The 12,697-nt window shown below is 65.5% G+C and carries 13 protein-coding genes and 1 tRNA gene; 6 read left to right on the forward strand and 8 right to left on the reverse strand.

Annotated features, from left to right (window positions below):
- Positions 1–110 precede the first annotated feature (110 nt).
- The 5 genes from WBB07_RS20245 to ponA2 form a co-directional block, all read right to left on the reverse strand.
- Positions 111–377 (reverse strand): SRPBCC family protein, encoded by a 267-nt coding sequence (locus WBB07_RS20245; RefSeq protein ID WP_526310152.1) that lies wholly within the window; start codon positions 375–377, stop codon positions 111–113.
- A gap of 181 nt (positions 378–558) precedes the next feature.
- Positions 559–632, reverse strand: a tRNA-Pro gene (locus tag WBB07_RS20250).
- A 291-nt stretch (positions 633–923) separates the two neighbouring features.
- A complete protein-coding gene (gene cds1, locus WBB07_RS20255; RefSeq protein ID WP_526310153.1) occupies positions 924–2,018 on the reverse strand; it encodes an L-cysteine desulfhydrase Cds1 in 1,095 nt (364 codons plus the stop codon).
- Between the two features lie 3 nt (positions 2,019–2,021).
- Positions 2,022–2,981: a metallophosphoesterase gene (locus WBB07_RS20260; RefSeq protein ID WP_526310154.1), complete on the reverse strand. Its 960-nt coding sequence runs from the start codon at positions 2,979–2,981 to the stop codon at positions 2,022–2,024.
- 39 nt (positions 2,982–3,020) lie between these two features.
- Positions 3,021–5,468 (reverse strand): transglycosylase/D,D-transpeptidase PonA2, encoded by a 2,448-nt coding sequence (gene ponA2 / locus WBB07_RS20265; protein ID WP_526310155.1) that lies wholly within the window; start codon positions 5,466–5,468, stop codon positions 3,021–3,023.
- Between the two features lie 336 nt (positions 5,469–5,804).
- On the opposite strand from ponA2, the gene WBB07_RS20270 reads away from it, so the two are divergent.
- Positions 5,805–6,113 carry a WhiB family transcriptional regulator gene (locus WBB07_RS20270; protein WP_526310156.1) on the forward strand — a complete coding sequence of 103 codons (309 nt, stop codon included), beginning with the start codon at positions 5,805–5,807 and terminating at the stop codon, positions 6,111–6,113.
- Positions 6,114–6,342: 229 nt separating this feature from the next.
- On the opposite strand, the gene bagB is transcribed toward WBB07_RS20270, so the two are convergent.
- Together bagB and bagA are read right to left on the reverse strand one after the other, a co-directional pair.
- Positions 6,343–7,458 (reverse strand): ATPase BagB, encoded by a 1,116-nt coding sequence (gene bagB, locus WBB07_RS20275; protein ID WP_526310157.1) that lies wholly within the window; start codon positions 7,456–7,458, stop codon positions 6,343–6,345.
- 2 nt (positions 7,459–7,460) lie between these two features.
- Positions 7,461–8,480, reverse strand: coding sequence for an ATPase BagA (gene bagA / locus WBB07_RS20280; RefSeq protein WP_526310158.1), 1,020 nt, complete (start codon positions 8,478–8,480; stop codon positions 7,461–7,463).
- Between the two features lie 48 nt (positions 8,481–8,528).
- Here bagA and sp36 point away from each other — a divergent pair, with 48 nt between their 5' ends.
- The 3 genes from sp36 to WBB07_RS20295 are packed head-to-tail and all read left to right on the forward strand — an operon-like array spanning position 8,529 to position 9,915.
- On the forward strand, positions 8,529–8,690 hold the full coding sequence (gene sp36, locus WBB07_RS20285; protein WP_197378998.1) for a Sp36 family protein: 162 nt from the start codon (positions 8,529–8,531) through the stop codon (positions 8,688–8,690).
- Positions 8,687–9,142: a RidA family protein gene (locus WBB07_RS20290; protein ID WP_526310159.1), complete on the forward strand. Its 456-nt coding sequence runs from the start codon at positions 8,687–8,689 to the stop codon at positions 9,140–9,142. The genes sp36 and WBB07_RS20290 overlap by 4 nt, the downstream gene beginning before the upstream one ends.
- Complete coding sequence (locus WBB07_RS20295; RefSeq protein WP_526310160.1) at positions 9,139–9,915, forward strand: MBL fold metallo-hydrolase; 777 nt, start codon at positions 9,139–9,141, stop codon at positions 9,913–9,915. The genes WBB07_RS20290 and WBB07_RS20295 overlap by 4 nt, the downstream gene beginning before the upstream one ends.
- A gap of 181 nt (positions 9,916–10,096) precedes the next feature.
- On the opposite strand, the gene crp is transcribed toward WBB07_RS20295, so the two are convergent.
- Entirely contained in the window at positions 10,097–10,771 is a 675-nt protein-coding gene (gene crp, locus WBB07_RS20300; protein ID WP_005138643.1) for a cAMP-activated global transcriptional regulator CRP, read from the reverse strand.
- A gap of 607 nt (positions 10,772–11,378) precedes the next feature.
- On the opposite strand from crp, the gene nth reads away from it, so the two are divergent.
- Both nth and WBB07_RS20310 read left to right on the forward strand, forming a co-directional pair.
- Complete coding sequence (gene nth / locus WBB07_RS20305) at positions 11,379–12,059, forward strand: endonuclease III (RefSeq protein ID WP_526310236.1); 681 nt, start codon at positions 11,379–11,381, stop codon at positions 12,057–12,059.
- Complete coding sequence (locus tag WBB07_RS20310) at positions 12,056–12,691, forward strand: TlpA family protein disulfide reductase (RefSeq protein WP_526310161.1); 636 nt, start codon at positions 12,056–12,058, stop codon at positions 12,689–12,691. The genes nth and WBB07_RS20310 overlap by 4 nt, the downstream gene beginning before the upstream one ends.
- Positions 12,692–12,697: the final 6 nt, after the last annotated feature.

Consider the following 12,697-nt stretch of genomic DNA (forward strand, 5'->3'; position numbering starts at 1 on the left):
CAAACCCACCCACGTCCTACACATGTGCAGCCCGATCCGACTCGTACTTCCACTGCGTACACATGTAGCGCTCGTCCTGAACAGTTGGGCAGCTCAGTTCTTGGTGTTAGTTACAGATAACCAAGTAAATGCTCACGTACCTTGACCAGCCCCGGCGCCAAGACGACTTCACGTGTGGTGTCCACGCCAAACGGTCGCGGGCTGTACCAGTGCACCGCCTGCACCAGGGAACCCCAGTCGCTCAACGAATGGTCCGAGGTCAGCGACAGCCACACCGACTCCACCGGTGCGTCCAGGCGCTTCTGGTAGCGAAACACGTGCGGAGCGGAACCGAACACACTCGCATCGGTGGGTTCGAGGGGAAACCAACGCGCCATCGCAGTGCCCTTCCGGTCGGATCGTGAATGCTCTCGTCTCGACAATTCCACAGAACCCGGCATTGCTCACCGCGTCAGGGACTGCTCGGCAGTGCTGGAGACCGACAAGTTCCGGGGACCAAAAGGAAGAAGGCCCTGAACTGGATATCCAGTCAGGGCCTCTCACCTGCAGTCACACGAGTCGGGGTGGCGGGATTTGAACCCACGACCTCTTCGTCCCGAACGAAGCACGCTACCAAGCTGCGCCACACCCCGAGTGAAGCTTCGACAGCCTATCGCACGGAGTGGCCCGGAAGCCAAACGCGTGAACATCGGCTGTTGTGGGAACACCAGAATCCACGTCGGGACCCGATCCGGCTACGGCGATCGGGATGGAAATGGCGAGTCGTGGACGTTGACCATCACAACGGAGTGCATACCGCGCGCCGGGTAGGTGACAGGAAGAGGTGCAGCAATGACTGCGTTGGGTGCAGCTGTGTACGGAGGTTTCTTCGCGTTGGCGGCCCTGTGGTTGTTCCTCACCTCCGACGACTCCGGTCCCGTCGATCAGCTCCAGGAGCAGGAGCGTTCGAACTCGAGCAGCTTTGCGGCGGGGCCGCTGGTATCGAGCTCCATGTTCGCCAGCCACTCGTCGGAGAAGTAGGTGTCGGCGTAACGGTCGCCGCTGTCCGCCAACAACGTCACCACCGAACCACTGCGACCCTGGGCCACCATCTCTGCCAACAGGCCGAATGCGCCCCAGATGTTGGTACCGGTGGACGGCCCCACCCGACGCCCGAGCACCCGGCTGACGTGGTGAGCCGCAGCCACCGATGCCCCGTCGGGCACGCTGACCATCCGGTCCACGACGTGCGGCAGGAACGACGGCTCCACCCGAGGCCTACCGATCCCCTCGATACGTGACGAAGCGTCCGTCACCACGTCGCTACCCAGCTCGTAAGACTGGAAAAACGCGGAGTTCTCCGGGTCGACGACACACAGGCGGGTGTCATGCCGGCGATACCGGATGTAACGCCCGATGGTGGCACTGGTGCCGCCGGTACCCGCACCCACCACGATCCACGACGGGATCGGGTGCCGTTCCTCCTGCAACTGCGTGAAGATCGACTCGGCGATGTTGTTGTTGCCGCGCCAATCGGTGGCCCGCTCGGCATTGGTGAACTGATCCAGATAGTGCCCGCCGGTTTCCTGGGCAAGCCGGTGCGCCTCGGTGTACACCTGCGCGGACCGGGCCACAAAATGACAGCGCCCACCCTGAGCTTCGATCAGTGCGACCTTGGATGCGCTCGTCGACTCCGGCATCACCGCGATGAACGGCAACCCCAGCATCGCCGCGAAGTAGGCCTCGGACACCGCCGTCGACCCGGAGGACGCCTCGACGACGGTGGTGCCCTCCTGAATCCAGCCGTTGCACAGCGCGTACAGGAACAACGAACGCGCCAGCCGATGCTTCAGACTCCCGGTGATGTGGGTGGTTTCGTCCTTCAAGTAGAGCTGGACGTCCACCCCGTCGCACCACGACGACGGCAACGGATACCGCAACAGATGAGTATCGGCGCTGCGCCGAGAATCCGCCTCGATCAGCCGGACAGCGTTATCCACCCAGCGGCGTGAACCGCCGCGGTCAACGACCCGAGTCACAGATCAGGACACAGAAGCGGTCGGATGCGACTGTCCCAGCATCCGGCCGGAATCATGTCCGCCCGTCGGGGCCGCGACAAGGGTGAGCAGCGTGGCCTCCGGACGGCAGCAGAACCGCAGCGGAGCATACGGAGAGGTGCCGATGCCTGCGGACACATGCAGAGCGGTGTCGGCGCCCCAACGCGACGCACCTTTGACCCGTGAGGTATCCAGATCGCAGTTGGTGACGATCGCGCCGTAGAACGGCAAGCAGAGTTGCCCGCCATGCGTGTGCCCGGCCATGACCAGCTGGTAACCGTCGGCGGCGAAACGATCCAGCACCCGGGTGTACGGCGAATGGGTCACCCCGAGTCGCAGATTCGCGGAGGGATTCGCCGGGCCGGCGATGGTGTCGTACCGATCCCGCTCGATGTGCGGGTCATCCACCCCGGCCGCGGCAATCGTCAGCCCGGCCACCTCGAACTCGCGGCGGGTATGCGTGAGGTCGAGCCAGCCGCGCTCGGTGAATGCCGCCCGCAGGTCCTGCCACGGCAACGGGGTGCCGTGGGCCCGGAAATCGGCGTCGTACAGATACTTCGCCGGGTTCTTCATCGTCGGCGCGAAGTAGTCGTTGCTGCCGAACACGAACAAGCCCGGAACGGCCAGCAGATCGCCCAGCGACTGGACGACAGCCGGCACGGCCTTCGGGTGGGACAGATTGTCACCGGTGTTGACCACCAGATCGGGCTCCCACCCGGCCAGCTCACGCAACCACGCCTGCTTGTGCCGCTGCGCCGGCCGCATGTGGATATCGGACAGGTGCAATACCCGCAGGGGAGACGAACCAGGCGACAAAACCGGCATGGTGACCTCACGCACCACAAACGCGTTGCGCTCGATGATCGTCGCGTATCCGATCCCGGCGACCGTCGTCCCGAGCGTCACTGCAGCGGTCTTCTTCAGCACCTGTAATGCGCCAGCCATGCACTGCAGCCTACTGCGGCCCCGCAACAGCGGCGCCCGTTACGGGGGCGGTGGCGGCGGGGGCGCCGGTGCGGGAGGAATCAACACCGGCACCGTGATCGGCGGCAGGCCCGGAATCTCCACCACCGTCTCCCCGAACTGCGGCGGTGCGCCTGGCGGCGGCAACCCGACGGGCGGCGGGGGCGGCGCCGGGGCGATCCCATTGCTGACCTGAAGCGTGATGATGGAACCGGGCACCGTCTGACCGGACGGGGTGGTACCGACCACCGTTCCGCTCGACGATGTGCTGTTGACCGGCGTGGCCTGATCGGCAACCTGGAAGCCGGCGTCCTTCAGCCGCTGACGGGCCGCATCCTGCGTCAGACCGGACACGCTGGGGACCCGTGAACCCGGGGCACCGTCGACAAAGCGCGGATCCGTCGGCGGCATCACCACCTCGCCGAATGTGGTGGCGATCGGCTTCATCGCGGTGAACCAGGTCCGGGCGGGTTCGTTGCCGCCGTACAGGCTGCCCGACCCGCATTGACGCAACGGGAACGAGCACAACTCACTGGGCTCGGTGGAGTCGTCGTAGATGTAGTTGGCGGCGGCGAGCTGGTTGGTGAAACCGAGGAAGCCCGACGACCGGTTGGCCTCGGTGGTACCGGTCTTGCCCGACATCGGCAGATCCCATCCGACCGAACCTGCGGCCCCGGCTGCGGTACCGGAGCCCCTGTCGTCCTCGCTCATGGCGTTGGCCAACGTATTGGCCAGGCCCTCCGGCACTGCCTGCTCGCACGTCGCCGTCGTCACCGCGACCTCGTTGCCATCCCGGTCGAAGACCTTGTCCACCGGGTTCGGTGGGCACCAGACGCCACCGGAAGCGATGGTCGCCGCGACATTGGACAACTCGAGGGCATTCACCTCGATCGGGCCCAGGGTGAACGAACCCAGGTTCTGCCGCTTCACGAAATCGGCCAGACTCTCGTTGCTGTCCGGGTCGTAGTCGCGGGCCGTACCCGGCTCGGCGTAGGACCGCAGTCCCAGGCGCACCGCCATGTCGACGGTCCGCTGCACCCCGACCTGAGAGATCAGCTTGGCAAAAGCGGTGTTGGGTGAGGTGGCCAACGCATCGGTGATGCTCATCTGGCCGCGATAGCCGCCGGCGTTCTGAACACACCAGGTGTCCTTCGGGCAGCCCCGGGCGCCACCGCTGCCCAGGCCCTTGGCCTCGAACCGGCTGGGCACGTCGAGCTGGGCGTTGATACCCATGCCCATCTCGAGAGCGGCGGCAGTGGTGAAGATCTTGAACACCGAACCCGCGCCGTTGCCGACCAGCGAGAACGGCTGCGGCTGCATGGTCTCGCCGGCGTCGAGATTCAACCCGTAGGTCCGGTTGCTGGCCATCGCCAACACCGGATGCGACTGTTTGCCGGGCCTGATCACGCTCATGACGCTGGCGACACCGGCCAGGTCCGGCGCCGCGAATTCGTTGATCGCGTTCTTGACCCCGGCCTGGATGTCGGGGTCCAAGGTGGTGCGGATCAGATATCCGCCCTTGGACAACTGATCCTTGGTGAGACCCGCCCTGGCCAGGTACTCCTGGACGTAATCGCAGAAGAATGCGCGGTCACCGGCGGCGATACAACCCCGCGGCAGCTCCTGAGGCTGCGGGAGGATGCCCAGCGGTTCGGCCTTGGCCGCCCGCAACGCCTCGGCATGCTCCGGGATGTTGTCGATCATCGTGTCGAGGACAACGTTGCGGCGCGCCAACGCGCCCTCGGGGTTGGTGTACGGATTCAACGTCGACGTCGACTGCACCAGACCCGCCAGCAGGGCGGCCTGCTGCCAGTTCAGCTGAGAGGCGTCGACGCCGAAGTAGGTCTGCGCGGCGTCCTGGACACCGAACGCGTTGTTGCCGAACGACACAAGATTCAGATAGCGGGTCAGGATCTCCGGCTTGGTGAACGTCTTGTCCAAGGTCAGCGCCATCCGGATCTCCCGCAGCTTGCGGGCCGGAGTGGTCTCGATGGCAGCGCGCCGCTCGGCGTCGGTCTGCGCAGTCACCAGCAACTGATAGTTCTTCACGTACTGCTGCTCGATGGTCGAGCCGCCGCGGGTGTCGGGGTTGCCCGACACGTATCCCGACAACCCGGTCAGGGTGCCCTGCCAGTCCACACCGCTGTGTTCGGCAAACCGCTTGTCCTCGATGGAAACGATTGCCAGTTTCATCGTGTCGGCGATTTTGTCGCTGGGCACCTCAAAGCGACGCTGGGTGTAAAGCCAGGCGATCACATTGCCCTTGGCGTCCACCATGGTGGAGACGGCGGGTATCTCGCCTTCGACAAGTTGCGAGGAGCCGTTGGCCACGACGTCGGAAGCTCGGTTCGACACCAAGCCCAGACCGCCGACGACCGGGAACATCAACGCCGCCGTGAGCACACTGGCCAGCAAGCAGCACCAAGCCAGCTTGATCAGGGTGACGGCGACCGGGGGGCGGTCCGACATGGACTACAGAGTAATTGGGATCGTCGGCAGCGGTGACGCCCGTCCGGTGCTGGTGGGGCCCGGGCGGGCGGGGGTGGAGGTGCCCCGAAACCGTGTATTACCTGAGGGATTGCACGGTTGTCCCAAAAAAGTCGCAATCTGAGTGTTGCCAAAACGCTATCTGACCACCTAACTTGGACACACAGTGCGACACAGGTAACAAGAAAGTGCGCAATGTGGCGTAAGTCGCAGGAGCAATTTACGCCCGAGGCAGTGGCCGACTGGGCGGCCGGAGCGAAGGGGAGTTCGCTGATGTCAGTAATGCAGACCGCACCGGGGAGCGCTATGGCGGCGCCTATGACGTGTCCATTGCCGGGGGCGGAAGGAGAGGCCCGGATCGCGTGGGTCTCGCAAGCACGTTGCCGGGGTGCCGACCCCGACGAACTGTTCGTCAGGGGAGCGGCACAGCGCAAAGCCGCGGTGATCTGCCGCCATTGCCCGGTGATCGCCGAGTGTGGTGCCGACGCACTCGACAACCGGGTGGAGTTCGGAGTCTGGGGCGGGATGACCGAGCGTCAGCGCCGCGCCCTGCTGAAGCAGCACCCGGAGGTGGTCTCGTGGTCGGATTTCTTCGCCGCTCAACGCAAGCACCGCAGCGCTGGCTAATACTGTCGAGCAGGTAACTGCAAACTTCTGATCAGGCCGCCGAACAACATTCGGCGGCCTGATTGCTGTTGTCCGCCGAAACTGCGGTGAGGGCGGTACTTTTGCGAAAAGTCGACCCTCAGTGCAAGTTCGAATACCTGGTGGCTGCCTCGTGCCTCGGCGGCCTCGACTCACGCGGTGTTGTTGGGGCGTGAGCTCTTCGGCTGCCTCGTGCCTCGGCAGCCTCGACTCACGCGGTGATCTGGTCTGCTATTGCTTGCAGCGCTTCCAGATCCGACACATCGAAGGGCAGCGACGGCACCCCGACGATGGGCACCGTCGGGTTCGCCCCGGTGAAACGTGACAGCAGTCGCACCTCACGCTTGGCGGTGAGCGCCCGGTCGGCGTGGACCCGCAACACCGCCGCTGTCACCGACTCTGGGTCATCGCGCTCCAGCGCCTCGGCGCCGTCGACCGCACGCTCCACCGACAGCGCACAGAGTGTCGGATGCGTCCGGTTGAGGATCAGGCCCGCCAATGGCATGCCTTCCTGCGACAGCCGATCCACAAAGAACGAGGCCTCACGCAAAGCGTCAGGTTCTGCTGCGGAAACCACCACAAACTGGGTGCCGCGCCGTTTCAGCAATTCGTAAGTGCGGTCCGCCTTCTCGCGAAAACCGCCGAATGTCGAATCAAGCGATTGCACGAAAGCTGAAGCATCCGAGAGCATCTGGCTACCCAGAATCGTGGACATGCCCTTCATCGCCAGCCCTACGGCACCGGTGACGAGCTTGCCGAAACCGCGGCCGGGTGCCAGCAGCAGCCGCCACAACCGGCCGTCCATGAAGCTGCCGAGCCGTTTCGGCGCGTCCAGGAAGTCCAGCGCGTTGCGCGACGGCGGGGTGTCGACGACCACCAGGTCCCAGCGGTCCTGGGCCAGCAGCTGGCCCAGCTTCTCCATCGCCATGTACTCCTGTGTGCCGGCCAGCGACGTCGCGACGGTCTGATAGAACTGGTTGTCCAAAATCGATTGTGCGCGTTCGTTTCCCGAGTATTCGAGCACCATCTCGTCAAAGGTGCGTCGCATGTCGAGCATCATCGCGTGCAATTCGCCGGGCACCTCGTCGGACAGCGGCACCCGCTGCGGTGAATTGCCCAGGTCCTTGATGCCCAGCGCCTGCGCCAGCCGTTTGGCGGGATCGATGGTCAGCACGACGACCGATCGCCCGTACTCGGCGGCACGCAGCGCCATGGCTGCCGCTGTGGTGGTCTTGCCGACACCGCCGGCGCCGCAGCAGACCACGACCCGGTTCGAGGTGTCGCGCAGGATCGACGCCATGTCCAACGTCGGTGGTGTGTGGCTCATGATTATCGGACCCCCTGTGCCGCCAGCGACTCGGCAAGCTCATACAGGCTGCCGAGGTCGATTCCATCGTTGATCGCAGGTAGTTCCAGGCGCGGCACCTTGATGGCGTCGAGTTGTTCAGCGCTCTCGGCGCGGGCCTGGATCCGAGTGGCATGCTCGATGCTCTCGGTCAGAAGCCCCGCGAAATCGTTGTCCGGCAGGGTGATTCCCACCTTGTCGAGGTCGGCACGTACCGCGTCGACATCGATGTGGCCTTCTGCGGCCTTGGCCAGCGCGTCGGCCGGCAGCACGGCCGGGATGTTGCGGTTGACGATGACGCTGCCGATCGGCAGGCCGAGCTCGGTGAGTTCCTCGATGGCCTCGACCGTCTCCTGGATCGGCAGCGCCTCCAACAGGGTGACCAGATGAATCGCGGTCTGTTCGGAGTGCAGCAGATTCACCACACCGGCACTCTGCGCATGCACGGGGCCGCCCTTGGCCAGATCGGCGACGGCCTTGGTGACATCGAGGAATCGGGCGATCCGGCCGGTCGGTGGCGAGTCCACCACCACGGCGTCGTAAACCGGCAACTTGTTGCGGTTCAGGCGAACCACCGACTCTTTGATCTTGCCGGTGAGCAACACATCACGCAGGCCCGGGGCGATGGTGGTCGCGAACTCGATGGCGCCGATCCGGCGCATCGCCCGCCCGGCGAGCCCCAGGTTGTAGAACATGTCGAGGTACTCCAGAAAAGCCGCCTCGATGTCGATGGCCAGTGCGTTGACCTGCCCGCCGCGTTCGGCAGTCGCGATCTTGACCTCCTGGTAGGGCAGCGGCGGGACGTCGAACAGTTGCGCAATGCCCTGCCGGCCCTCCACCTCCACCAGCAGCACCTTGCGTCCGCCCGCGGCCAGCGTGAGTGCCAGCGCGGCGGCGACCGTGGACTTACCTGTCCCGCCTTTGCCGCTCACGAAGTGCAACCGGGCTTTGGCCAATCGAGAGGGCCAACTCAGGGTGCTTGCGCCGCTTGCTGTCGTCGCCATGGTTTGCATGCTAACCAAGGGTTTGGGGGCTGCGGCTAAGCTCGGCCCATGAGTGAACCGACCATTTGGGAGTACGCCACCGTGCCGCTGCTCACCCACGCCACCAAACAGATCCTCGACCAGTGGGGGGCTGACGGCTGGGAGTTGGTCGCGGTGCTGCCCGGACCCACCGGAGAACAGCACGTCGCCTACCTGAAGCGGCCGAAATGAGCTGGTCTGCCAAGCTGACCGAACTTGGCATCGAGCTCCCGCCCGTCGTCGCACCGTTGGCGGCCTACGTGCCCGCCGTACGCACCGGGAACCTGGTGTACACCTCGGGTCAGCTACCCATCACCGATGGTGAACTGCTCGGTAGCGGCAAGGTCGGCGCGGACGTCAGCGCCGAGGATGCCAAAGCGCTGGCGCGAGTGTGTGCGCTCAACGCGCTTGCCGCAGTCCACGCCTTGGTGGGCATCGATGCAGTGGTCAAGGTGGTCAAGGTCGTCGGGTTCGTCGCCTCGGCACCGGGATTCGACGGTCAGCCCGGCGTCATCAACGGGGCCTCGGAGCTCTTCGGTGAGGTATTCGGCGACGCCGGGGCCCACGCCCGATCCGCAGTGGGAGTCTCCGAGCTGCCCCGCAACACCCCAGTCGAAGTCGAGCTCATCGTCGAGGTGGTGTGACTCTGCAGCACCCCGCCTACGCCCAGCTGCGTCCGGTAACGGATACGGCGGCGGTGCTGCTGTGCGACAACCCCGGCATCATGACCCTGGACGGCACCAATACCTGGGTGCTGCGGGGTCCGGGGAGTGACGAGCTGGTGGTCGTCGACCCCGGTCCGGACGACGAGGAACACCTGGACCGGATCGCTGCCCTGGGCGCCATCCCGCTGGTACTGATCAGTCATCGGCATGGCGACCACACCGATGGGATCGACCGGCTGGTCGAGCGCACCGGGGCAGTGGTGCGGTCGGTGGGCAGTGGCTTCCTGCGAGGTCTCGGCGGGCCACTGACCGACGGCGAGGTGATCGACGCCGCCGGCCTACGCATCACCGTGCTGGTGACTCCCGGTCACACTGCAGATTCGGTGTCTTTCCTGCTCGACGACGCTGTGCTGACCGCGGACACCGTGCTGGGACGCGGCACCACCGTCATCGACTCCGAGGACGGCAGCCTGCGCGACTACCTCGAATCGCTGCGTCGGCTGCGTGGCTTGCGGCAGCGTACGGTGCTGCCCGGCCACGGCCCGGAACTCGCGGACCTGCACGGTGTCACCGAGATGTACCTGGCGCACCGGGAGGAACGACTCGAACAGGTCCGCGTCGCGATGCGGGAGCTCGGCGAGGACGCCACAGCACGACAGATCGTCGAACACGTCTACACCGACGTCGACCAGAAGCTCTGGGATGCCGCCGAGAAATCCGTCAGCGCTCAGCTGGACTATCTCAGAACCTGAGGACCGGAACCCTCAGATAGCCGCGAGCAGACGCAAACACGCGTGATTCGAGGTGAATCAACGCGAGTTTGCGTCTGCTCGGCACGGCTACGCGCGGGCTACGCAAGCTCCGCCCGCGCTCACCTCGCTCGGTGCAGATACTCGCTCGGCTACGCGCGGGCTACGCAAGCTCCGCCCGCGCTCACCTCGCTCGGCGGGCCAGTCGCTCGCTGTCGCTGATCAGCACACTCTTGCCCTCGAGCCGGATCCAGCCGCGGTGGGCGAAGTCGGCCAACGCCTTGTTGACCGTCTCGCGGGATGCGCCGACCAGCTGGGCGATCTCTTCCTGCGTCAGATCATGGGTGACGCGAAGCGCGCCGCCCTCCTGCGTGCCGAAGCGCTGGGCCAGCTGCAGCAGCTGCTTGGCCACGCGGCCCGGAACGTCGGTGAAGATCAGATCGGCCAAGTTGTTGTTCGTCCGTCGCAACCGGCGAGCAAGAACGCGCAGCAGCTGCTCGGCGATCTCGGGCCGGTCGGCGATCCACGCCCGCAGGGCGTCACGGTCCATCGACACCGCACGCACCTCAGTGATGGTGGTGGCGCTCGACGTCCGCGGCCCCGGGTCGAAAATGGACAGCTCGCCGAACATGTCGGAAGGGCCCATGATCGTCAGGAGGTTCTCCCGGCCGTCGGGTGAGCGACGACCGATCTTCACCTTGCCCGAGATGATGATGTAGAGCCGATCACCAGGTTCGCCTTCGGCGAACACGGTATGCCCCCGCGGGAAGTCGACGGGCTGCAGCTGCTTCGTCAGCGCAGATACGGCGCTCGGTTCGACTCCCTGGAAGATTCCGGCCCTGGCCAGGATCTCGTCCACGTTGCCCCTCTGTTAGCTCTTGGCTGGTGTGATGCGCGCCGACCAGCCTCTATTCCGGTTTGCGATGCAAGTCTAGAGGTTAACAGCGGCCTGACTAGCCAAAGTTACACACGATTGGCATGTCGAGTCCTCTGAAATTGCGGATTCCCGTCCGCCGAGATCCGTTCCGTCGTACTCAAGCGGGTCGGCAAACGGGGCTCACCGTCGAGTGCTTCGAACGCCGCGCGCAGCGACGGGAACGACGGGAAGTCTGTTTCCGGCCGCTTTGCGGCCGGTAGTGCGGCGCGAATCCTGGGCTGTTTGGTGAGCTCAGCGCCGTCGCGAGACTCGGCCGTGCAGATGCGGGACTCCAGTCGTTGAAGACCGAAGGTCGCCACCATGAGCAGGCCGGGAACCGACGCAGCGAGCAACCAGGACACAAGGGAGAAGTAAACACGCGCCAGGTCTCAGCGGGATCACGGTTTACACACTCATCGGCAGCGGCTGTAACGAATCGAGGGCAGCTTGTCCGCAACGTGTCTGAGCCGGTCAGTAGCCTGTGGGGGTGGCCAACAAGGCGAAGTGGGACCGGGAGACGCACCTGGGGTTGGTCCGTCGCGCACGCCGGATGAACCGGACGCTCGCGCAGGCATTTCCGCACGTCTACTGCGAGCTGGACTTCACGGATCCGCTGGAACTGGCGGTGGCCACCATCTTGTCGGCGCAGTGCACCGACGTTCGGGTCAACCTCACGACGCCGGCCCTGTTCGCCAAATATCGCACCGCGGTCGACTATGCAGCCGCCAACCGCGCCGAGCTGGAAGAGCTCATCCGGCCCACCGGCTTCTACCGCAACAAGGCCAACTCGCTGATCGGCCTCGGGCAGGCCCTGGTGGACAACTTCGGCGGTGAGGTTCCGGCCACACTCGAAGAGCTGGTGACGCTGCCCGGAATCGGCCGCAAGACTGCCAACGTCGTCCTCGGAAACGCCTTCGATGTCCCCGGTATCACCGTCGACACCCACTTCGGCAGGTTGGTCCGGCGCTGGCGCTGGACCGCCGAAGAGGACCCGGTCAAGGTGGAGAAGGTCGTCGGTGACTTGATCGAGCGCTCGGAGTGGACGCTGCTGAGTCACCGGGTGATCTTCCACGGCCGGCGCGTTTGCCATGCCCGCAAACCTGCTTGCGGGGTCTGTGTCCTGGCCAAGGACTGCCCCTCGTTCGGCGCGGGGCCCACCGATCCGCTGGTGGCGGCACCTCTGGTGAAGGGGCCCGAGACTCAACATCTGCTGGCCCTGGCCGGTCTGTGACGAGTTCGGCCCGTTGGACCATCGCCGCGGTGACAGCCATCGCGGCTCTGGTGGTGGCAATGGTGCTGTCGCTGGGCGATGAGCCTGAGACCGGTGTGTCGGGGATGCCGACCGCAACCGGAACCCGGTCCAGTGTCGACCCGGAACAGCTCGCACAGCTGCGCCGCGATGCCGACCTGCCGCCGTGCCCGGTCGGCGACGGCGGCGCCGGGCCGGCCGCTTTGCAGGGGGTGTCCGCGTTGTGTGCGGCCGACGGTGGATCAGTCGACGTGGCGCGGGCTCTGGCCGGTCGTCCGACGGTGCTCAACCTGTGGGCATATTGGTGTGGCCCCTGCGCGGACGAATTGCCTGCGCTGGTCGAATACCAGCAGCGGGTGGGTCCGGAGGTGCAGGTGCTGACCGTCCACCAGGACCCCAACCAGGAAGCGGCTTTGGCGCGTCTGTCCGAGTGGGGGGTCCGGCTGCCCACGCTTCAGGACGGGGACCGCAGTATCGCCGCGGCGCTGAAGGTCCCCAACGTGATGCCTGCGACTGTGCTAATACGGGCGGACGGTACCGTTGCCGAGATCCTGCCGCGTCCGTTTGTCAGCGCCGATGAAATCGCTGCCGCGGTCGGAGACAAACTTCGATGAGAGAGG

Origin of the sequence: Mycobacterium sp. (genome assembly GCF_049647605.1) — a bacterium.
Taxonomy (GTDB): domain Bacteria; phylum Actinomycetota; class Actinomycetes; order Mycobacteriales; family Mycobacteriaceae; genus Mycobacterium.